This is a genomic window from Yersinia hibernica, from assembly GCF_004124235.1.
GTDB classification, from domain to species: domain Bacteria; phylum Pseudomonadota; class Gammaproteobacteria; order Enterobacterales; family Enterobacteriaceae; genus Yersinia; species Yersinia hibernica.
The window spans coordinates 2,487,829-2,509,915 of record NZ_CP032487.1 but is presented as its reverse complement, the minus strand read 5'-3'; the positions used below and the strand labels follow the sequence as shown (position 1 = coordinate 2,509,915).

Genomic DNA, 22,087 nt, shown 5'->3' with positions numbered 1-22,087 from the left:
TTTTACTCCCTTATTCGAGCCAGGCGACGGCAATAAAGCTTGAGCACACTGACATAATCACCAGCACCACTAGCACCCCCTGCATGGCTAATGGCAGCGGCTTAGCACTGGCAACGTCCTCCGATGGCTTACCGGGTACGGTTTGTCCGAACCAGTACAGAAACCAGCCGAAGCTTGCCACCGATTCAATCAGCGCCAGCACCAGCAGGGGGAGAAGCTGCCAATGTTGGTGAGAAAGTGAGAAGCCGGCGGCAAAAATGGGGAATTTGCTGAAGAAGCCGTTAAATGGCGGCACCCCCGTAATGGCCAGGGCAGCGACACAAAATCCCCCCCCCAGCAGCGGCATTTTGCCCATGATGCCTTTGAGTTTGGGCAGCATGCGGGTCCCGCAGCTGTAGCTCAGCGCACCGGCGACCAGGAAGAACAGGCTCTTGGCAAACGCGTGGTTGAAGATGTAGGCAATACCGCCATCAAAGGCCAATTTTGACCCATAAATAGCCAGAGACAGGGCAAAGAAAATATAAGACAACTGCGTGATGGTGGAGTAGGCCAGCAGCCGCTTCATATCTTTTTGCGGCAGATACATAAAGAAACCATAAATCAGGGTGATAACGGCCATCACCATGCCCACCGTGCCGATAATCTGGGGCACATCACCGGCCGAATAGATGGCGCGGGCAAAGATATACACGCCCACTTTCACCATCGAGGCGGCATGCAGATAGGAACTGACCGGGGTTGGCGCTTCCATGGCATCTGGCAGCCAGATATGCAGTGGCAACTGGGCCGACTTGCCCCAGGCGGTAAACAAAATGCCACCGAAGACGATGATTTTGGTGGTGTTATCCAGTTGCGCCAAGGCGGTCAGGGCAAAGGTGCCGGTATTGACCAGTAACACCGCCGCCGCCAGATACAGGCCGATGGCCGCCACATGGGTGACCAGCAAGGCTTTTAGCGCCGAGCGCAGTGACTTCTGGCTCTGATAGTAGCCAATCAATCCCCACGAGCAGCCGCCGGTGATTTCAAAGAAGAATAACTGACCCAGCAGGGTGGATGATAATACCAGCCCGGCCATTGCACCGATAAATACCAGCAGCAGCGCATAGTAGCGGTTGGTGCCTTCGTGCGGATGTTCGCGGTTACCCAAGGTCAGATAACCGGTGGAATAGATACTGACCAACAACCCCAGGAACACCACGGCGAAAGCAATCAAGGTACTGATGCGGTCGATGGTCAGGCCGAATAGCGCCATATCACCGTAATGAATCAGGTCGAAAGTCATATCCACCTTGCCGCCACTCAGGTAGGTATATGCCAGCAGCACAGTGCCGAGGGTGGCCAGTAGGGCAAATAAAGTACAACACCATTTTGCCATGTTCTGCGGCAAACACGCCGTGAGGATAGCGCCGACAAACGGCAGCAGAATAGTTGCCAAGGCTATGTTTATAAGGGCTGTATTCATAAGAGCCATATTCTCCATGATGGGTTTCTTCGCTCCTTAAAGACCGGTGAGATAGAAAACCAGAGCCAGGGCGGCGACGGCAAACCCCAGCCAGGTCACTCGAGAGGTCAACAGGAAGCGCCCACGGGCGATACTGTTTTCTACGATGGAGGCCAGCACAAACACCACCACGAGCTTGATAACAGCGGCCACTAATGCCCATAGCAGGCCAGGGCCACTCAGTACCGCCAACTTGCCAAAGGGGATAAATACCGCGAGGAAAAGCTGGGCCACCACCACTTGTTTTAGGCTAATCCCCCATTTGACCAGCCCTAATGAGGCACCGGAATATTCGGTCAGAGGCCCTTCTTGGAGTTCTTGCTCAGCTTCGGCGACATCAAACGGAATTTTGCCCATCTCGATAAACACCGCGAAACCACAAGCCAGCAGTGCCAGCCCCGTGGCGGTCGGTGATTGCCAGTGCCCTTGGGACAGTGCAGTACTGATGGTGCCGATATTGGTGGAACCGGCAATCAGCCCAACAACCAAAAGTGAGAGAATCAAGGTGGGCTCGACCAACACCCCGAGTGTCAGCTCGCGACTGGCACCAAGGCCGGCGAAGATACTGCCGCTGTCCAGGCCCGCCAGTGAGAAGAAAAAGCGAAACAGGGCAAACAGATAGAGCAGGGTTATTAAGTCCCCCGCCACGCCGAAGGGGGAGGCCAACGTGAAAATAGGTAACGCCATGGCAATCAATAACATACTGCCCAGTAGCACATAGGGCATCAGGCGAAAGATAATGCCGGCATTGGCCGGAGCGACATCCTGGCGTTTCAGTAATTTGGCTAAATCACGATACTCTTGCAGGATGCCCGGCCCACGGCGGGAGTGCATTCTGGCTTTCACCATGCGCGAAATACCTGACATCAGCGGTGCTAGCGCTAGCATGACCAGCGCCTGCCCAATGGCGAAAATAATCATAGAGACCGCAGGCATATCAGTAGTTGGCATTGCTTGTCTCCTTAAATAGCCGCAATGATGAGCAGGGTGACCAGTGCGGCGACCACATACAGACAATAGAGGCGGAAATCACCTTGTTGCAGCCATTGAATACGCTGGCTGAGCCATTGAATAAAGCGGATTAGCGGCATTACCACTTTGTCATCCCACACCGGTTCTACCCGGCCCGCGCCAGTGACTGAACTCTCCAGTGCGCGCTGCATTACTGCGGTGGGATCCAGAGTTTTGCGTAGCCGGTAGAGTGGGGCAAACATAGCCCGCAGTGGCTGGGTAAAACCGCCGGCTGAGACTGTCATCGCCTGTTCATAGGCATAGCCGCAAGCCCAGGGGTCACCCCCATGGCGAAATGCCAGTCGGCGGCCTTTGTAGAGACGGGCGACCAGTAAAATCACCAGTGGCAAGATGAGTAAGCCGCAGAAGATATACAGGGTGGATAGCATGGCCTGAGAGCTGTGCTGCGGGAACAAAACAGCACCTTGAGCCACTTGCAAGGACGGCGCTGGCGTGGTGGTTATCAGGCTGGAAGCAATCCGGCCAATCACCGGGGCGACATGGGTAGCACCTATCCCGAGAGCTAAACAGAGTAATGCCAGCAGCAACATGGCGCTGGTCATCGGCCACGGCACTTCGCGCGCCACGGCGGCTTTTTCTGTGTGCGGTAAACCGCAAAAACTGATGCCGTAAACTTTGACAAAACACATCGCGGCCAATGCCCCAGTTATTGCCAACATCACGATAGCCATTGGCCCGGCGAGGCGAATAATGAAGCCGCCGTCTTTGGTCATGGTAAACAGCGATTGGTAGGTAAACCATTCACTGACAAAACCATTGAATGGCGGCAGGGCTGAAATCGCCATACATCCAACCAGAAAAGCCAGTGCGGTGTATGGCATTTTTCTGGCCAGCCCGCCCATTTTTTCCATGTCTTTGGTGTGTACGCGATAGATGACGGCACCGGCACCGAGGAACAGCAACCCTTTAAAAACAGCATGGTTGAGCAGATGGTAAAGCGCGCCGAGCAGCCCAAGAGCCGCTAATACCGGCTGGTGGCTGGCAATCCCTATCATGCCAACCCCGACCCCCATCAGAATAATGCCAATGTTCTCGACGGTGTGATAAGCCAGCAGGCGTTTGATGTCATGCTCTGCCAATGCATACAGCACCCCCAGCACCGAAGACACCGCGCCAAAGCCCAGCACCACCACCCCCCACCACAATTGGCTGGCACCGAGCAAATCAATGCCCACTTTGATGATGCCGAAAATACCAATTTTAACCATCACACCGGACATCAGCGCGGAAGCATGAGATGGGGCCGCCGGGTGCGCGCGCGGGAGCCAGCCGTGAAGTGGCAGCATCCCGGCTTTGGCACCGAAACCGAAGAAAGCCAACAAGAAGATAACCGAGGCCATCACTGGCTGTGGGGTGGCCTGCCGGAAGGCGGCAAATTCCAGGCTGCCGCTTTGGCGATACAGCAGGAAAAACGCAATCATAATCAGCACGGAGCCGGCATGGGCAATGAGAAAATAGAGCAAACCGGCGCTGATAGCATCGTCGTCTTGGTCGGAAATCACCAAGAAGTAGGAGGCCAACGACATCATTTCGAAGAAAATAATAAAGTAGAAAGCGTTATCCACCACCACCAATGCCACCATTGAGGCGATGAATAAATTCATAAACACCCCCATCCCCCATGCACCACGGCCCTTGTACTCTTGCACATAAGCCAGTGAATACATTGAAGTTATGATGACCAAGAGTGAGATAACCATCAGCATAAATGCCGCCAATGGATCAAGCCGTAAACTAAATGCTGCGAATGGGAAAGGCCCGGCCGTGATGAAAGTGATAATTCCGCCGCCAAGCAGTGTCGGGGCGGCGGCGAACAGCCCGGCAACCCCGCCCAATAATGATGCTAATCCGGCAGCATAAATTGCCAGGGTTTCGCGCCGTGCCAGCAGCAGAGAAAGCACTGCGCCAGCCAGATACAGCAGCAAGGAGAGCCACAATAACTCAAGTGAATTCATCATCTTTTCTGCTCCTCGTGAGAGATGGCGGACGAAATGTTCACGGCCATAAAGGGCAGTTCGTTGGCAAACCCACCAGCGGCGGCCAGGCGTTTAGCGTGGTTCGCCCGCGCAATGCTGTGTTCATCCACCAGTATCAAGGCGTTCGTCGGGCAGACCCGCACACATTCCGGCCCCTGTGATTGGAAGCTGCATAAGTCGCATTTCACGGCAACAGTGCGAAGCCCCGCATGCCAGGCGAGAAACGGATTCATGGTGGCTGGGCTAAATGGCACATCGGATAACTCAGTCAGCGGGATGTATTCAGGGAAATTTGCGGGCACCGCTAATGGCTTACTGCCCGCGGGGGTGATTGCGCCAAACGGGCAGGCGATACCGCACAGCTTACAGCCGATGCAGGTGGTTTCATTTAATTCGACGGAGTTATTGGTCAGGGTGATGGCATTGACCGGGCACACCCGTGCGCACCAAGCATCTTCGCAGTGACGACAAAGAATCGGTGCCGTCACGGTGGCATTGCGCATAACAGTCAATCTGGGATGCTCTTGTAATCCCTCGGCTTTATGTACCTGGCTGCAAGCAGCCATGCAGGTATTGCATCCAATACAAAGCCTCGGCTCCGCAATCACAAAGCGGTTCATAGCCATACCCTCCGGGACAAAATTTGGTGACAATCAGGCTGATAGAAATCATTTGCCAGCACCAAAGCATATTCTGTGCCAGTACGTTAGCCGCAGCAGCAAAAGAGCGGTGAGAGCCCGTCAGCTGTGCATTAGGGGGGGCAGATAAAAGCCAGGGGATTTAAACGGCAGCAAAAACAGTGTATTTGGCGGGGTTAAATGTCGACATTAGTGACGAAACTGGAGTTTGCCGATGACACTTCGACAGTGTTTATCTCTGTTACGAATTCATCACCCATGGCTAGTGGTAAATAAGCTTATTTATTAGCTTGTTAGGGTAAGTGGCGAGCCGGCGGGCGATATTATATTACTGGCATTGTCCTTGCATGTTTTTGCCAGAGAGCCGCTATTGGGAGAAGGGTGATGCATGAGATAACCTTGTGCCAAAACGCGATTGCCATGATGGAACAGCAGGCACGGTTGCATGGTGCGCAGAGAATTACCGGGGTATGGCTGGAAACTGGCGCATTTTCTTGTGTCGAGCCGCAGGCACTGGAATTTTGTTTTGAATTGGTGTGCCGTGGCACTTTGGCTGAAGGTTGTGTTTTGCATCTTAGCCAGCAAGCATCGCAAGTATGGTGTCATGACTGTCAGCGACACGTTAATTTGCTTAGCAATAAAGTCACTCGCTGCCCATGGTGTGCCGGGAGCCATTTACACCTGGGTGCGGCTGATGATGGCGTGATACTTAAGCGGTTGGAGGTGGAATGAATTTACTTTTTTTATGCCCTGATAGCGTGGGAGCCAGATTATGTGCATAGGGATCCCGGGGCAAATTGTCGCGCTGGATGAGACTCAGCCGGGTACGGCTTGGGTGGATGTTTGTGGTGTGCGCCGTGCGGTGAATATTATGCTGGTGGCTGCGGATGCACCGGCAAGTTATGCACTCATCGGCCATTGGGTTTTGGTGCATGTGGGCTTTGCCATGAGCCGGTTAGATGAAGATGAGGCATTGGAAACATTACAGTTATTACAAGAAATGGGGGAGGTTGAAAGTGATGTCGCGGCATTTTTAGGGCAGCGGGGATAGTTTTATGGCTGCACTGATGGGGGGACGTGATTTGGTGATTAGTGGGTTATCGCTGACTTGACCTGCGACGAATCCACCACCCAAGCTAGCTGCACCCCTGCAATCCCGCACGGCACGAAATATTCCGCCGCCCCGGCAGTTTGCCGGCTAACTGAACCGGGGCCAGACGCACTCAGCTCGGCAGCCCCTTTCGCCGTGTTCATGCGGCCTACAGCCTTGGTCGGCAACATTTTTGATGGTGTTTAGCGTCAAATAAGAAAGCAAAAATTCATTCAAAATTAGGGTGTTGGTGGTGTGTTTTTCTGCTTTTCTTCTGTCAGTCGGTGTTCTAATTCAACTAATTGCTCTGGCGAGACCGCCGGATAACCTTGTGCATCATCCGGTATGACATGCACCGCCGGAATAGGGATTAATGGCCCAAGGAAACGGGGCTCGCGTTTCAGAATATAGAGGTCAGACAGCGCCCCAAGACGGGCAAAAATCTCACGAACTCGAACATTGAGCATGTCCTTGGGGGATGGCACCGCAAAGCACTGCGCTTGAATCCCCATATGCATGGCGATAAACAACGCGCGCTCACAATGAAACCGCTGGGTAATGATAATAAAATCATTGGTATCAAATACTTTACGCGTACGCACAATCGAATCCAGGGTGCGGAAACCGGCATAATCCAACACAATATCAGCGGGAGCAACACCCGCCGCAATCAAGTCGCGGCGCATAGTCATCGGCTCATTATAACTGTGCAATGCATTGTCACCACTGAGCAGTAAGTAGCTGACTTTGCCACTGTTATAAGCGTTTAATGCCCCTTGGATGCGGTATTGATAAAACTGATTAATTCCGCCCGTACGATAATATTTTGCTGTCCCCAAAACGACTCCAACCTGCCGATGCGGCAAGTCTTGCAACTCATCGTAGATAAAAGGCGCAGTTTTCCAGCTGATCCAGCGGTCGAGCGCAATAGCTGTCACCATCAACAAACCAGCGATGATAATTAAGCTAATAATCAGGCGTTTCCACATTCTCTGGCCTTTAATGCATTCAATTCACTGGTGATATTGCAAGGCTACTGTACCCGCCGATGTTGCGCAATACCTATCCCCATCATCTTTCAAGCTACAGCTGTGTTGGCAGCACTCAATAACCCGAATCACTGACTGGAGTCAGCTCATCGGGATTATTTCACTGGCCGCCTTGCCGTCACTTGAAGTCTATTGGGGATGTCCTTTGTTATCTTTCAAGCTACAGCTGTGTTGGCAGCACTCAATAACCCGAATCACTGACTGGAGTCAGCTCATCGGGATTATTTCACTGGCCGCCTTGCCGTCACTTGAAATCTATTGGGGATGTCCTTTGTTATCTTTCAAGCTACAGCTGTGTTGGCAGCACTCAATAACCCGAATCACTGACTGGAGTCAGCTCATCGGGATTATTTCACTGGCCGATAATATTTAGAACGATGTGCGCTTATAACTGCGGTATTGCGGCTGCCAATAATTGTGTTCAATGGCTTTTGCTAAAGCTTCTTCCGAGGTCACAATAGCGACGCCCTGCAACTGTGCAGCTTTACCCACCTGCATCGCAATGGTCTTTGATACCGCCTGAATATCATCGATATTAGGTAGCAATGCGCCATCACCATTAAGCGCGAGTGGTGAACAACCTGCTAATGCGCGGCTGGCGGCCATTAGCATGCCGTCGGTAACCCGTTTGGCGCCGGATGCCAGTACACCCAAGCCGATGCCGGGGAAGATATAAGAGTTATTGCACTGCGCAATGGGGTACAGTTTCTCTTTATAGCTGACCGGGGCGAAAGGACTGCCGGTCGCGACCAGCGCTGCACCATCCGTCCAGTTAATGATATCTTCTGGCCGTGCTTCCACCCGTGATGTCGGGTTAGACAGCGGCATCACGATAGGGCGGGCGCAATGCTTGTGCATTTCGCGAATTAACTCTTCAGTAAACAGCCCTGGCTGACCAGAAACCCCAATTAATACAGTAGGTTTGGCATTGCGAACCACATCTTGCAATGAGATTAAGTCACTGGTCAGATTCCAGTTTTGTAGCGAATCACTTTTTTGCACCAATTTGCTTTGGAAATCCAACAAATTAGGCAGTTTGTCAGTCAATAAGCCAAACCGGTCGACCATAAACACGCGAGCTCGGGCTTGTTCTTCACTGAGCCCCTCTGAAATCATCTGGGCAATGATTTGTTCAGCAATACCGCAACCCGCAGAACCCGCGCCGAGGAAAGTGACCGTTTGGTCGCGCAACTGGCTGCCTGCAGCATGACTGGCGGCAATCAGGCTGCCCAGCGTGACCGCCGCAGTCCCCTGAATATCATCATTGAAACAGCACAGTTCATCACGATAGCGGTTGAGCAGTGGGGTGGCATTGTTCTGAGCAAAATCTTCAAACTGCAACAAGACATTGGGCCAACGACGTTTTACTGCCTGAATGAATTCATCAACAAATGCATGATATTCATCACCAGAAATACGCGGATGACGCCAACCCATATATAGCGGGTCATTCAGCCGCTGCGGGTTGTTGGTTCCCACATCTAATACCACGGGCAATGTATACGCCGGGCTGATACCACCGCATGCGGTATAAAGGGACAATTTACCAATGGGAATGCCCATGCCGCCGATGCCTTGGTCACCCAGGCCAAGAATACGCTCGCCATCGGTGACCACGATAACTTTAACATTCTGTTTGGTGGCGTTTTGCAGCATGTCGTCGATGTGTTCGCGATTCGGATAAGAGATAAACAGCCCGCGCGCGCGACGATAGATATCGGAGAAATGCTCGCAAGCCTCGCCGACGGTCGGGGTATAAATAATCGGCATCATCTCACTGAGATGGGCTTCTAGCAGGCGGTAAAACAGAGTCTCATTGGTATCTTGAATATTACGCAGATAAATATGTTTATCATCATCGTTTTTGAAATCTTGATACTGGCGGTAAGCTCGCTCAGCCTGCTCTTCAATGGTTTCAACCGCTTCCGGTAATAAACCGTGTAAATTGAAGTGGCTGCGCTCATCATTGCTGAAAGCGCTGCCTTTATTCAATAAAGGGAATTCCAATAATATGGGGCCAGCGTAAGGGATGTACAGGGGGCGTTTACTTTCGTATTCCAGTTCCATGAGTTTTACTCTTAAACGTTATTATACCTTTCATCCTTGAAGTCGCAGGGGATCTCGCTGTGCTCACTCACCTGAATGACTTACTGGAATAAGCTCATCTGAGTGTGTTCGCTGGCTGGCAACCTGTAACTCCACTGACTTTGGGTCTAGACAGTAATGGTTGCGTTGATCCTAAAAGATAAGAGAAATATGTACAGCTTTTGTTAGTTAAATATGTCAATTATCGGCAAAAGTGCGAATTAAGTTGCAAATTTTGCCGCTCAGTTAGCCCTGCATTGAGCCGCTGACGCGATTGATTGGATGATGAATTCCTGAACAAGGGAAATGGCCGTTTTCACCGCACCAGCCATCTCACTGTGGCTTAGTAGGCTATGTAAGCAAATCAGTGAGCGCGCAGATAAAAGCAATCATCGGGGTTAGTCAGATAACCCCGGTTTGGTGCTATCTGATTAAAATGTCACGCGTTTTACATCAGTGCAGCCAAGGGCTGCCAGTGTGGCTTGAGTGGCATCCCACTGCGTTAAGATTGGGCGGCTGGCTTCAACCAGCACGGCACGGCGGATGGCGCTACAGTCGGTGCCGGAAAGGTTGGTCAGAATCAATGCCGCTTGCAGGGGGGGCAAGCTTGGGTTAAACGCCGCATTTTCCGCATAACGGCCAGCATAAATGTTGCCATCGCTGGTTTCTAGCGCCACACCGCTGTGGGCAAGGCTATAAGGCGCATGGCTGTGATTGGCGCCGTCAAGTGCCGCCTGAGTCAGGGCGTCAGTCTCTGTGACTTGATAACCGTGATCTACAGGGTCCATCAGCAAGGTAGTGATAGCCAAATCTTTTGGGCCGAAAGAGTCTGGTAAATATTGTCCCAATGTTGAAGCAGGGCGGCCCGGTAGATGGATATGCAGGCCTGTTCCGCTGTTCAGTTCATTCATAAATTGGCGGCAATGGCCACACGGGGTGTAATTGACAGTAATAGAGACCAAACTGGCCTCGCCCCGTAACCAAGCATGAGTGACCGCGCACTGTTCGGCATGAATGGTTTGTTGCAATGGCGCGCCGCTGAACTCCATATTGGCACCAAAGTAGAGATTACCGCTGATACCGCGAGCAATGGCCCCCACCTTAAAATGGGAGATAGGTGTTAATGCACAAGCGGCGGCGAGCGGTAGTAATGCAAATGCCAGCTCATCGTCATCCAACCCACTGATACCTTTCACCGTTTTCACTTGCTCAGCTGTTAGCATGGCAGGGAAATCGTTTGCGCTCAAGATGGGTTCAAGTGCAGATTGCAGTGACGTGGGCAACTTAGCCCAAGCTTCATGAAAACGTGCTTGCATAGAGTTTTCTCCAATAGTTACGGCAAACTATTCTAGGCAGCTTGGTGCTTCCCTGGTGTGATATGGATCCCGTTGTATGTGAAATTCATGCAAGTAAAATCTTAAATGGGAGATGTATCTCAAATTTATGCCGCAATATTACTGATATTAGCCAAACAAGTGTAGCAGCACCGGAAACAGGAATGGCGCCAAGAGTGAGGTAATAATCCCACAGATGACCAATGCCAGCGAACTGAAAGCGCCTTCTTGAAAATCCATCTCGGCACAACGGGCAGTCCCGAGGGCGTGTGAAGCCGTGCCCATGGCCAAACCGCGTGAAGCTTTAGTGGTGATTTTTAATAGATTCAACAAGCTGTGACCAAATACCGCCCCTAAAATCCCCACAAAAATCACACATACCGCGCTGATGGCGGGCAACCCATGAATGGATTCGGCCACGGCCATGGCGATCGGCGTAGTGACGGACTTGGGCAAGACTGAAGCGGCAATTTCGGGCGTTGCTCCCATCCATAAGGCCACTGCGGTGCCGCTGACCATGGCGGTAATACTGCCAATAAAACAGATGCTAATGATTGATTTCCAGCGAGCTCGAATTTGGTGTAATTGCTCATACAGTGGGAAGGCCAGTGCCACTACGGCAGGTTGCAGCAGGTCGTTGAGAATTTTACTACCGGCAAAATAGTGGGCATAAGGCATATGGGTCACTAGCAACAATGGAATAATAACAACCATTGATATTAGTAATGGGTTTAGCAGCGGCATTTTCAGCCAGCGCGCCAAGCGGCGTGCGCTGAAGAAGACAATAAGTGTCAGTGGCAGTGACCACCATAAATTATTGATCATTTGTCCTCCTCGGTGTGGGTCGGAGAACCTATCACTTTGCGCTCACGGTGGACGTAATGTGAGCTGTAAGCCACCACCAACATCACTATTAGCGTGCTGACAAAACAGGAAACCACAATCGGGCCGAATTGCTTGGTCAGTTGGTCATAATATTGCATAACACCGACACCGATAGGCACGAACAGCAGTGCCATATAGCGGATGAGCAGGTGGCAGCCGGGTTTTACCCAGGTTGAGGGTAAAATTTGCGAGGCAAGCAGGGCAAACAAAATCAGCATGCCGATAATACTGCCAGGAATAGTGATGGGCAGCAGCAAGGCCACCGCCTTACCCGCCCATAAACACAGATAGATAATGGCGAAAGCTCGCAGATACTGCCAGCAAAGTGAAGTCACATTGCGCATAAACGGAGTCCTGAGTGACAGAATGTATTCATCATACAATTAACTTTGGCACTGTGCTAGTCATCACACTATGAATAAATAATTTCCCTGTCACTTTCAAATTGTCGCGGTGTTAGCTGATTGTTCTGCCTGTGTTTTTGCCAGCCGGTAACCGCGATAGAAAAATGCCAGCCCTAAAATTGCCGCGATTATTAGCATATAGAACATCATTTGTGGTGCGGTATAGGCTAGCAAGAAACCACACAGCACCGGGTTGGCAGCGCCGCCTAATTGGCCAAGATTCTGAACTCCATAATAGCTGCCTTTAAGATTTGCCGGAGCAATAAAATCGATAAACAGGTATTCGACCGGGATAACAATAATCTCGCCCAATGAGAAAATTGCCATTGCTAGCATCCATAGGGGGATTGACTGCTGAGCCGCCATAAACCCGAACAAGCCAATAATAAAGAATAGCGTCCCGAGCATCAGCCAGCGCATTAAGTTCTGCTGATTCATTCGGCGGCTTAATAAGTATTGTAAGGTAATCACAATGACCGCATTGACCGTCATCACCGCGCCAATGACTTGGTAGGCAAATTTGGCATCAGAGACGGTTATCAGATATTGGGAGAGATAACCGGAGAATTGGCCAAAGACAATGGCACTGAGCATGCTGCCAATAGTGAAGTAAATCAGCCGCTTGTCACTGCGCAAAATACGGAATGTTTGGCGAAAATCGGGTACGGATTCAGTCTGTGGATGTTCAGTGGCTGACATATCGGTGCTGTCTATTCTGAATTTCAAGGTGATGGCAACCAACAGCGCCAGTATGCCCGAAATAATAAAAGGCACTTGCGGCCCTAAACTGATGACTAAAACCCCCAATCCCGGCCCGACCGCCCAGCCCACATTGACCAGAGTATAATTGGCGGAAAATGCTTTGATGCGCTCATTGACCGGTAGCCAGTCAGCAAAGCAGGCTTTAATGGCGATGCTGTAGACGGAATACGCCGAATGTAACAGGGCCAAAATCAGGATGATCCACGCCGGGTGCGCAACCCACGGCAGGGAAAAAAAAGTCGCTGAGAATAAGGTGATTGCCAGCAGAATCAACTGCTTTTTATTGAATTTATCCACCAGATAGCCGCCATAGAGGCTGGTGAAAATGCCCAAGGTCAAACTCGCGCCCAATACCAGCCCCACCCTATCAGGTGCTAACTGAAAGTGCTCCGCCAGATAGATAGTAATAAAGGGCAGGGTCACGGCTCGGCCAATAGTTAAGACCAGTGAGGCAATCAGCAGGTTGGTTACACGCGATGGAAATCCTTTCATGGTATTTTCTTTCTTATTTTTTATTATTTGGGCAGTGGCTTGTTTCTAGGCGATTTTTCACTCAACAGAGTTATTCGCATAGTTAACGACATGGCGGCTCAGACCATTACAGTAGACTATTACGATGAGAAAAAGAGGGGGGAGGAAGAAAATTTTTTACAAACAGCAGATCGACCTAAATCGACCTGCTTTTAATAGATAATTAACCTAAATATTCGATGATAGATAGCCCAGCATTATAATCGGTGCTGTAGATAATCCCTTGCGCATCGACAAACACATCACATGACTGAATAACTTGCGGGCGACCTGGCCGCTTATCGATCATTTTTTCCGGCGCAGCTGGCACCAAAGCCCCGGTCTCCTTCGGCTGGTAGGGGTTGCTGATATCATAAGCACGTACTCCGGCATTCTGGTAGGTGGCGAAAATCAGTGTCGAGCTGATAAAACTGCCCGGCCGATTTTCATGTAGATTATGGGGGCCAAAATGCGCGCCTTTGTTCACATAATTTTGCTCATCAGGCACTGGGAAGGTCGAGATGCTTACCGGATTAGTTGGCTCGCGAATATCGAACAGCCAAATGTGTTTTTCACCATCTTCCTGATTATCCAATACCGCCTCATCCAGCACCACCAATAAGTTGCGGTCGGGCAGCGGCAGCGCGGTATGAGTGCCGCCGCCAAAGGGGGGGCTCCAGTTGCGGTGGCTGATTAATTTGGGTGCCGCGCGGTTACTGACATCCAGCAGAGTCAAACCGCCATCGCGCCAACTGCCATATGCGGTGTCGCCGCTAACAATGGCGTGATGTAGTGCATAGCGCTTACCTTCGGGCCAATTTGCTACTTCACCCGCCGCCGTATGCATGCCGGGTAAAGCATAGCGCCCGGCAACTTGCGGCTTTTGTGGGTCGGCCAAATCAATGGTTAGGAAGATATAATCACTGTAGCCATCCAATAGGGCGGAAACATAGGCCCAGCGCCCGCCGACATACCAGATGCGGTGGATGCCAATGCCATCCAGTGGTAGAAAACTTATCTCACGGGGCTTATCTGGCGTCGAAATATCAAAAATACGTAATCCAGCACTCCAACTGCGGCCCTCCTGCCGGGTATTGACCGTTTGGGCGACCGAGCGGGTGTAATACACTTTCTCTTGGGCAAAGCTGGCATCAGCGAAGAGATCGCGGGCATTAATGACCAATAGCAGGTCATCATGGGCCTGTAAGTGCACATTCCATGTATTGGGCGGGGCGGCGATAAAGCCAGCTGGACGGGGGTTTTTTGCATCTCGTACATCAATAATTGATACACCCTGCGACACCATATGGCCGACATAGGCGTAACCCCGATGCACCATAACCTGTACGCCATCGGGTTTACCGCCCTGGTCGCTATGACCAATCAGCCGCATATTGCGGCTGTATTCCGGTGTCGGCAAGTATCCTTGCGCTGCCATCTATTGCTCTCCAAATCAATGGGCTATATGGGGCTTTAAGGGCTGACTACTGGCCGTTTTTAGCCGCGAGGGTAGCAAACCACGGGGAATTGAAATCATCTGACTGGCCCCAGCCAGGAATAATTTTACTCAAACCCGCGACGTTAACTGGGCCAGGTTGGCTTGCCAGCAATGCTTGCGGGATAGAGGCGGCACGGAATTCATAACTGGCAGGGGTCTCTTCACCGGCAATTTTCTTGGCAACCAGGCGTAAGTTAACCGCGCCAATCAGCTTAGGGTCAACAGCAACACTGACTTTCCATGGGCTATTAGCTTCGCGCATCAGTTGCAGATCCTGATTTGAGATATCAATGCTGTACAATTTGATCTCAGTACGGCCATTTTCCTGCAAGGCTTTATAAGCCCCTTGTGTAAAAGCATCCCACGTTCCCCAGATGGCATCGATTTTGCCTTTCGGGTATTTTGCCAAAACCGCACCGACTTTGTTCGCGGTATCCCCTTGCACATCGGATGAAACGGCACCGATAGATTCCAGTTCAGTAATACCCGGATTCTGTTTCAGTAGAGCCTGATAAGCTGCTTGACGACGTTCCATTGGTGGGAAACCGGCAACCCAGAGTTTGATAATATTGGCTTTGCCGTTGAAGTCTTTGACTAACTGACCGAAAGATTCATTGGTCAGCGAGGCGTCATCCTGCTGGGTGACCGTCAGGCCGGGGATATCACCCTGAATGGCAGTATCAAATACCGACACCGCAATACCGTTGGCGGCAATACGCTTAACCAGTTCAGTTGAATAAGGATCACGGCCCTGGGAAAGAATTATCCCATCATATTTTTGGCTAATAGCCTGATTAACAAAGTCCTGAAAACGTGCATCATCGCCGTTACTCAGGAAAGTATCGACTTTGAAGCCGAGCTTTTTGCCCTCTTTCAATACACCAGACAGGAACTGTGTGGTGTTGTCGTCAGAACCTAAATTGCGGATGACGGCAATTTTAATCGGCCCTTGATGTTTGGCGATTGCATCAGGGATAGGGGCGAGTGTGGCGGTGCTCGCGGCGAAGACTGGCAGGGCCGTCAGTAGGCTGAGGGCCAGTAATGGGGAAGCAATTCTTTTCATCCGGAACTCCGTCATGGTGTTGGTAAGTGATGCAAGGTATAGGTTGCTATCATTGTTATGGCTGTCTTTATGTCTAGACGTCTATCTGTCTCTATGCAGCATCATAACCATAACTATTTTGATAAGGAATTAACTTTGTTATGAATTTTTGGATCGCGTTATATCTTTTAGTTTGGATAGCTTAAATAAACAACAAAATGCAGAAAGAGATAAGTATAATGAAGGCTACTAGCCGCAATGACCTTTCTATTTTGGTGGATTTATCTGATGGTGATGCGGTGTTATTTTTACTACAACAAATATCCGTGTTAATATTTTATTTCACTGCCTAACCAGCAATGATTTTCTAAATAGAGTATGGGAATAACAATAAATAATAGAGCTTACTTACTATAATATAAGTGAATTTTCACTATTTTAAGTTTAATGATATTTAAAGGATTAAAATCACCATGGGTAAAATTAGCAGCCTATACAAATTCAGAAGGGATAGCGCTGATATGGCGCAGCTGAATTTGGATTATTTTATCAATAACAGCATGATGGATAGCCCAACTTATCGTTATATGTCTCGCAGCGAATGTCTGTTTTTATTTGTACGCTATTTATTAGCATTGATGACCATTGTATTTCTGGTAACCATCATATTCCCTGACTTGATTGATGATATCCTGGCTCTGTCAGTTTCGTCTTTCCCCGCCATGCTTTCATTGGTGTTACTGTTGCCTTGCTCAAACCGTTTGGCTAGCCAAAAGTTAAGTCCCTATTTATTAATGTTTCATCTTCTTCCGTTCGGCTATTATTTTTCGCACGGCTTATTGACCATATCGTTATTAGGTTTATTTTTACTCTATTTTATCGCTATAAATATTTGTGATATTAAACCACTTAGATGTGAGCGCAGAACACAGTTGGCTTCGGCCTTACCTAATGAGTATCCATTTGGATTGGCATTGGTCTGTTTTTCCTTATTATACATCAGCTTTTTTCTACTATTTGAATTGGATGATTCCATCATCTCGCTGATGATGTTGTCGTGGATTTTCTTTTTACTGACCAAATGGCATTGGCCAGTTGTGGCATTAAATTTATTGGGTGCCGCCGGGGTGTTTTGGTTTTTCTCATCAGGATTTGTAGAAGTAAAACACCATCAGAATATAATTATTGATGCGCTGGTTAAGGTTTCTTTACTGGATAATATTTTATTCCTGATCTTCTCGTTAAGTTTATTCACTAATATGCTGTTTTGGTTAGAGGCATGGCAGCGAGATAGGTCACCAATAGTCAAAACAGAGTGCTGATTTTTTTAATCAATAAGTGACAATAAAAATGCCGGTCAGGTTTCCCATGACCGGCACTTTCGTTTCTCAGTTCGACTTTACTTCACTTGCATGCCGGGTTGAGCACCATGGTCTGGGCTGAGCAAGAAGATGTCGTTGCCCCCAGGGCCTGCTGCCATCACCATTCCCTCAGAAATACCGAAGCGCATTTTGCGTGGTGCTAAATTTGCAACCATCACCGTGAGTCGCCCCTCTAATACTTTGGGATCTGGGTAAGCTGAACGGATACCCGAGAAGACCTGACGAGTTTCGCCACCGAGATCCAATTTCAGTTGCAATAGCTTATCTGAGCCTTCGACGAAATCTGCTTGTTGAATCAACGCGATACGCATATCCACTTTAGCAAAATCATCAAAACTGATAGTTTCCTGAATCGGATCATCGGCTAGCGGGCCAGTGATGGTGGCCGTTGCTGCTGCCATATCTTCTTTAGAAGAGGCGACCATTTCATTCACCTTATCCATATCAATGCGGTTAAACAGTGCCTTAAAGGCATTAATCTGATGACCCAGCAGCGGTTGTTCGATGCTATCCCATGTTAATTCAGTATTGAGGAAAGCTTCAGTACGTTCAGTCAGTGCAGGCAATACCGGCTTGAGATAAGTCATCAGCACCCGGAACAAGTTGATACCCATGGAGCAAATGGCTTGTAAGTCGGCATCACGGCCTTCCTCTTTTGCCACAACCCACGGGGCTTGTTCATCAACATAGCGGTTGGCCACATCAGCCAGCGCCATAATTTCACGAATCGCTTTGCTTGACTCGCGGTTGCTATAGGCCTCTGCAATACTGGCGGCTGCATCGGTAAAGGTTTTATACAACGCCGGATCAGCAAGTTGGTCAGCTAACTTGCCAGCAAAACGTTTGTTGATAAAACCGGCATTTCGTGAGGCCAAGTTCACCACTTTATTGACGATATCGGCATTCACGCGCTGGACAAAATCCTCGAGGTTCAAGTCGATATCATCAATGCGCGAGGAAAGTTTCGCCGCATAGTAATAGCGCAGGCAATCGGCATCCAGGTGTTTTAGGTAAGTGCCCGCTTTAATAAATGTACCACGGGATTTTGACATTTTTGCGCCATTTACCGTGACATAGCCGTGGACGAACAAGTTAGTCGGCTTGCGGAAATGACTGCCTTCCAGCATGGCGGGCCAGAATAGGCTATGGAAATAAACAATGTCTTTACCGATAAAATGATACAGGTCGGTTGTGGAATCTTTACGCCAGAACTCATCAAAATCCAAATCACTGCGCTTATCGCACAGGTTTTTGAATGCGCCCATATAGCCGATTGGCGCATCAAGCCAGACATAGAAATATTTACCGGGCGCATCAGGTATTTCAAAACCAAAATAGGGGGCATCGCGGGAGATATCCCACTGCTGCAGACCAGATTCAAACCATTCCTGAATTTTGTTCGCAACTTGTTCTTGCAGCGCGCCAGAACGTGTCCAAGCTTGCAACATATCGCTGAAAGCCGGCAGGTCGAAGAAGAAATGCTCAGATTCGCGCATTACTGGTGTCGCGCCGGAAACCGCAGATTTGGGGTCAATAAGTTCAGTCGGGCTGTAGGTCGCGCCACAGACTTCACAGTTATCGCCATATTGATCCGCTGATTTACACTTCGGACAGGTGCCTTTTACAAAGCGATCGGGCAGGAACATACCTTTCTCAGGATCATAAAGCTGAGAAATAGTGCGGTTCTTGATATAACCGTTTGCTTTCAGGCGGCGGTATATTAGGCTCGACAGTTCACGGTTTTCATCACTGTGAGTTGAGTGATAGTTATCATAACTGATAGCGAAACCGGCGAAATCCTGTTGGTGCTCCTGGCTCATTTCGGCAATCATCTGCTCCGGTTCGATACCCAGTTGCTGAGCTTTCAGCATGATAGCGGTGCCGTGGGCATCATCTGCACAGATAAAATGAACCTGGTTGCCGCGCATTCGCTGGAAACGGACCCAGATGTCTGCCTGGATGTGCTCGAGCATGTGGCCGAGATGAATAGAACCGTTAGCGTATGGTAGCGCGCACGTCACCAATATTTTTTTCGCGACTTGAGCCATAGTGGGAAATTGCTTTCTTTATGTCGATTAAAGGGTCTTTGATGTTAACCGATATGCTGGTTTGTCGCTAGGGTAAGGCAACCCACACCTTGCCTTAAGTCATAACAATGCTGTTTTAGCCTATTTTCAGCATATTTGGTTATTAACACTGCAGGTTATGTGGGCTAATTCCGTTTTCTCTCTATTAGGCCCACACAGGTATGGTGGAGTTCTGGTACACTATTGTTGGTTAATAACGATAAATTCAAGGAGCCGGGATGAGCCAAAAATCCCCCGAGCAGACCAAACCTGACCTGCTGCAATCACAAATTTCCAAGGTTCTTGCGGCCTTTAAACACCCAACCCTGCAAAAGAGCCTCACTGAGCTGCGCGCTGTTCATCACTGTGCTTTATTGGACAATGTGCTGCATATCGAACTGGTGATGCCTTTTGCCTGGCAATTTGGTTTTGACATCTTAAAAGAGTCAGTCAGCGCAGAGTTGCTGGCGCTGACCGGTGCCAAGGCTATTGACTGGAAGCTTTCTCATAATATCACCACACTAAAACGTGCCAATGATCAGCCCGGGGTTAAAGGCGTGCGCAATATTGTGGCCGTTAGCTCCGGTAAAGGTGGGGTGGGGAAATCCAGTACCGCCGTGAATCTCGCCCTAGCATTGGCGGAGGAGGGGGCCAAAGTCGGCATTCTGGATGCTGATATTTATGGCCCTTCGATCCCCAATATGCTGGGGACGATGAATCAGCGGCCAACTTCCCCGGATGGCAAGCATATGGCACCCATTATGGCCCATGGAATTGCCACTAACTCGATTGGGTATTTGGTCACCGATGAAAACGCCATGGTGTGGCGCGGGCCTATGGCCAGCAAGGCTTTGATGCAGATGCTGCAAGATACCTTATGGCCGGATTTGGATTATTTAGTCATTGATATGCCGCCGGGAACGGGCGATATCCAACTGACACTGTCACAGAATATCCCGGTCACGGGCGCGCTGGTGGTCACTACGCCGCAGGACATTGCTCTGATTGATGCCATGAAAGGCATTGTGATGTTCGAGAAAGTTCATGTGCCGGTGCTGGGTATTATTGAAAATATGAGCATGCATATTTGCAGTAATTGCGGCCATCTGGAGCCTATTTTTGGTACTGGTGGCGCAGAAAAACTGGCACAGAAATACCATTGCAAGCTACTGGGGCAAATTCCGCTGCATATCTCACTGCGTGAAGACCTCGACCGCGGCGAACCAACCGTTGTCAGCCATCCGGATAGCGAATTTGCTGATATCTATCGCCAACTGGCATCCAATGTGGCAGCTGAGATGTATTGGCAGGGTGAAGCCATTCCGACGGAAATCTCATTCCGCGCGGTATAATCATCTGTAACCCCCGCGTGTCGTGCAGATGCCGGGGGTTAGTGCTGGCATCAAACTCGTTAACTCCTTATAATTAGCGCGCTCGAAGCACCTTGTGTGCTTTGTCTCCCTTCACACTTAGTAATCAGGTCTTTAATTTTATGACTGACAAAGCACACCAGTGCGTCATTATCGGGATAGCGGGTGCCTCTGCTTCCGGAAAAAGTCTTATCGCCAGTACGCTGTATCGTGAATTACGTGAACAAGTTGGTGACCAACATATTGGTGTCATTCCTGAGGATGGTTATTACAAAGACCAGAGTCACCTGTCCATGGAAGAGCGGGTCAAAACTAACTATGACCATCCCAGCGCCATGGACCACAATTTACTGCTGGAGCATTTGCAAGCGCTGAAGGCGGGTAAGTCGATTGAGCTGCCGCTTTATAGTTACACTGAGCATACGCGCAAAAAAGAAACGGTCCATTTAGAGCCGAAAAAAGTCATTATTCTAGAGGGTATCTTGCTGTTGACTGATATCCGCCTGCGCCAAGAGATGAACTTCTCTATCTTTGTCGATACCCCGCTGGATATCTGTTTAATGCGCCGTATGAAGCGCGATGTCAATGAACGCGGCCGTTCAATGGACTCCGTGATGGCTCAATACCAGAAAACGGTGCGTCCAATGTTCCTGCAATTTATCGAGCCTTCCAAGCAATATGCTGACATTATCGTTCCACGCGGCGGCAAAAACCGAATTGCGATCGATATTCTAAAAGCAAAAATCAGTCAGTTCTTTGAGTAATGTTCGTCTGGATCTTTGCTTCTTAATATGGCAGCTTTCATAGTATGTAAGCTGTAACATGCGAATTTTGATGGGGATTTTAGCAATGAGACTGTGCGATCGTGACATAGAAGCTTGGCTGGACAGCGGTAAACTGGGGATTGACCCTCGCCCGCCAGTAGAACGTATCAATGGTGCCACAGTCGATGTCCGTTTAGGGAATCAATTTCGTGTTTTCCGTGGGCACACCGCCGCATTTATTGACTTAAGCGGCCCGAAAGATGAAGTTAGCGCGGCGCTGGAACGGGTGATGAGTGATGAAATCATTCTGCCGGAAGGGGAGGCATTCTTCCTGCATCCTGGTGAGTTGGCGCTGGCGGTCACACTGGAATCAGTGACTATTCCGAATGATTTGGTCGGCTGGCTTGATGGCCGCTCTTCACTGGCTCGCCTGGGCTTGATGGTGCATGTGACCGCCCACCGGATAGATCCCGGTTGGCAAGGCAGGATTGTGCTGGAGTTCTATAATTCAGGTAAGCTGCCATTGGCACTGCGCCCTGGAATGTTAATTGGTGCGCTCAGTTTTGAGCCACTCTCCGGCCCGGCGGCCCGCCCTTATAATAGCCGTCAGGATGCCAAATATCGTGGCCAACAAGGCGCTGTAGCCAGTCGAATTGATAAAGACTAGCCACTTCTCGCACTGAGATTTTAGCCTGTTTG

The 22,087-nt window shown here is 49.8% G+C and carries 21 protein-coding genes; 7 read left to right on the top strand and 14 right to left on the bottom strand.

Annotation, left to right across the window (positions count from 1 at the left end):
* Nucleotides 1-10: 10 nt before the first annotated feature.
* Genes D5F51_RS11875 through D5F51_RS11860 form a run of 4 tightly spaced genes read right to left on the bottom strand, consistent with a single transcriptional unit; the run spans nt 11 to nt 5,129 of the window.
* Nucleotides 11-1,462 carry a hydrogenase 4 subunit D gene (locus D5F51_RS11875; RefSeq protein ID WP_391592419.1) on the bottom strand — a complete coding sequence of 484 codons (1,452 nt, stop codon included), beginning with the start codon at nt 1,460-1,462 and terminating at the stop codon, nt 11-13.
* A gap of 36 nt (nt 1,463-1,498) precedes the next feature.
* Nucleotides 1,499-2,452: a respiratory chain complex I subunit 1 family protein gene (locus D5F51_RS11870; RefSeq protein ID WP_129196946.1), complete on the bottom strand. Its 954-nt coding sequence runs from the start codon at nt 2,450-2,452 to the stop codon at nt 1,499-1,501.
* 11 nt (nt 2,453-2,463) lie between these two features.
* Nucleotides 2,464-4,491, bottom strand: a complete 2,028-nt coding sequence (gene hyfB / locus D5F51_RS11865) for a hydrogenase 4 subunit B (RefSeq protein WP_129196944.1) — start codon at nt 4,489-4,491, stop codon at nt 2,464-2,466.
* Nucleotides 4,488-5,129 carry a 4Fe-4S dicluster domain-containing protein gene (locus D5F51_RS11860; protein ID WP_129196941.1) on the bottom strand — a complete coding sequence of 214 codons (642 nt, stop codon included), beginning with the start codon at nt 5,127-5,129 and terminating at the stop codon, nt 4,488-4,490. Before D5F51_RS11860 ends, hyfB begins: the two co-directional genes overlap by 4 nt.
* Nucleotides 5,130-5,531: 402 nt before the next feature.
* Between D5F51_RS11860 and hypA the strand changes: the two genes are divergently transcribed.
* Together hypA and D5F51_RS11850 are read left to right on the top strand one after the other, a co-directional pair.
* Nucleotides 5,532-5,879, top strand: coding sequence for a hydrogenase maturation nickel metallochaperone HypA (hypA, locus tag D5F51_RS11855; protein ID WP_025377766.1), 348 nt, complete (start codon nt 5,532-5,534; stop codon nt 5,877-5,879).
* A gap of 40 nt (nt 5,880-5,919) precedes the next feature.
* Entirely contained in the window at nt 5,920-6,198 is a 279-nt protein-coding gene (locus tag D5F51_RS11850; protein WP_129196938.1) for a HypC/HybG/HupF family hydrogenase formation chaperone, read from the top strand.
* A gap of 38 nt (nt 6,199-6,236) precedes the next feature.
* Here the strand turns inward: D5F51_RS11850 and D5F51_RS22500 are convergent, their stop codons facing one another.
* Together D5F51_RS22500 and sanA are read right to left on the bottom strand one after the other, a co-directional pair.
* Complete coding sequence (locus tag D5F51_RS22500; protein ID WP_162301730.1) at nt 6,237-6,401, bottom strand: hypothetical protein; 165 nt, start codon at nt 6,399-6,401, stop codon at nt 6,237-6,239.
* 75 nt (nt 6,402-6,476) lie between these two features.
* The gene (gene sanA, locus D5F51_RS11845) at nt 6,477-7,226 is read right to left on the bottom strand and encodes an outer membrane permeability protein SanA (RefSeq protein ID WP_025377768.1); all 750 of its coding nucleotides are present in this window, start codon (nt 7,224-7,226) and stop codon (nt 6,477-6,479) included.
* A gap of 205 nt (nt 7,227-7,431) precedes the next feature.
* Here sanA and D5F51_RS11840 point away from each other — a divergent pair, with 205 nt between their 5' ends.
* The gene (locus D5F51_RS11840) at nt 7,432-7,659 is read left to right on the top strand and encodes a hypothetical protein (protein ID WP_129196935.1); all 228 of its coding nucleotides are present in this window, start codon (nt 7,432-7,434) and stop codon (nt 7,657-7,659) included.
* Here D5F51_RS11840 and D5F51_RS11835 read toward each other — a convergent pair.
* From D5F51_RS11835 to D5F51_RS11805, 7 genes are all read right to left on the bottom strand, one after another.
* Nucleotides 7,656-9,353, bottom strand: a complete 1,698-nt coding sequence (locus D5F51_RS11835) for an NAD-dependent malic enzyme (RefSeq protein WP_129196932.1) — start codon at nt 9,351-9,353, stop codon at nt 7,656-7,658. The two genes, D5F51_RS11840 and D5F51_RS11835, sit on opposite strands and share 4 nt — an antisense overlap.
* A gap of 449 nt (nt 9,354-9,802) precedes the next feature.
* Nucleotides 9,803-10,687, bottom strand: coding sequence for a cytidine deaminase (cdd, locus tag D5F51_RS11830; protein WP_129196929.1), 885 nt, complete (start codon nt 10,685-10,687; stop codon nt 9,803-9,805).
* A gap of 147 nt (nt 10,688-10,834) precedes the next feature.
* On the bottom strand, nt 10,835-11,530 hold the full coding sequence (locus D5F51_RS11825; protein ID WP_025377770.1) for a CidB/LrgB family autolysis modulator: 696 nt from the start codon (nt 11,528-11,530) through the stop codon (nt 10,835-10,837).
* On the bottom strand, nt 11,527-11,934 hold the full coding sequence (locus tag D5F51_RS11820; RefSeq protein WP_025377771.1) for a CidA/LrgA family protein: 408 nt from the start codon (nt 11,932-11,934) through the stop codon (nt 11,527-11,529). Before D5F51_RS11820 ends, D5F51_RS11825 begins: the two co-directional genes overlap by 4 nt.
* A 96-nt stretch (nt 11,935-12,030) precedes the next feature.
* The gene (locus D5F51_RS11815; RefSeq protein ID WP_129196926.1) at nt 12,031-13,248 is read right to left on the bottom strand and encodes an MFS transporter; all 1,218 of its coding nucleotides are present in this window, start codon (nt 13,246-13,248) and stop codon (nt 12,031-12,033) included.
* 202 nt (nt 13,249-13,450) lie between these two features.
* Nucleotides 13,451-14,704, bottom strand: a complete 1,254-nt coding sequence (locus tag D5F51_RS11810; RefSeq protein WP_129196924.1) for an LVIVD repeat-containing protein — start codon at nt 14,702-14,704, stop codon at nt 13,451-13,453.
* A 46-nt stretch (nt 14,705-14,750) separates the two neighbouring features.
* The gene (locus D5F51_RS11805) at nt 14,751-15,827 is read right to left on the bottom strand and encodes a sugar ABC transporter substrate-binding protein (RefSeq protein ID WP_025377773.1); all 1,077 of its coding nucleotides are present in this window, start codon (nt 15,825-15,827) and stop codon (nt 14,751-14,753) included.
* Between the two features lie 452 nt (nt 15,828-16,279).
* On the opposite strand from D5F51_RS11805, the gene D5F51_RS11800 reads away from it, so the two are divergent.
* Nucleotides 16,280-17,128 (top strand): hypothetical protein, encoded by an 849-nt coding sequence (locus tag D5F51_RS11800; protein WP_129196922.1) that lies wholly within the window; start codon nt 16,280-16,282, stop codon nt 17,126-17,128.
* Nucleotides 17,129-17,205: 77 nt separating this feature from the next.
* Here the strand turns inward: D5F51_RS11800 and metG are convergent, their stop codons facing one another.
* A complete protein-coding gene (gene metG / locus D5F51_RS11795; protein ID WP_129196919.1) occupies nt 17,206-19,236 on the bottom strand; it encodes a methionine--tRNA ligase in 2,031 nt (676 codons plus the stop codon).
* A gap of 257 nt (nt 19,237-19,493) precedes the next feature.
* Between metG and apbC the strand changes: the two genes are divergently transcribed.
* The 3 genes from apbC (at nt 19,494) to dcd (ending at nt 22,055) form a co-directional block, all read left to right on the top strand.
* The gene (gene apbC, locus D5F51_RS11790; protein WP_025377776.1) at nt 19,494-20,606 is read left to right on the top strand and encodes an iron-sulfur cluster carrier protein ApbC; all 1,113 of its coding nucleotides are present in this window, start codon (nt 19,494-19,496) and stop codon (nt 20,604-20,606) included.
* Nucleotides 20,607-20,746: 140 nt separating this feature from the next.
* On the top strand, nt 20,747-21,388 hold the full coding sequence (gene udk / locus D5F51_RS11785; protein WP_025377777.1) for a uridine kinase: 642 nt from the start codon (nt 20,747-20,749) through the stop codon (nt 21,386-21,388).
* An 85-nt stretch (nt 21,389-21,473) separates the two neighbouring features.
* Nucleotides 21,474-22,055 carry a dCTP deaminase gene (gene dcd, locus D5F51_RS11780; protein ID WP_025377778.1) on the top strand — a complete coding sequence of 194 codons (582 nt, stop codon included), beginning with the start codon at nt 21,474-21,476 and terminating at the stop codon, nt 22,053-22,055.
* The last annotated feature ends 32 nt before the right edge of the window (nt 22,056-22,087 follow it).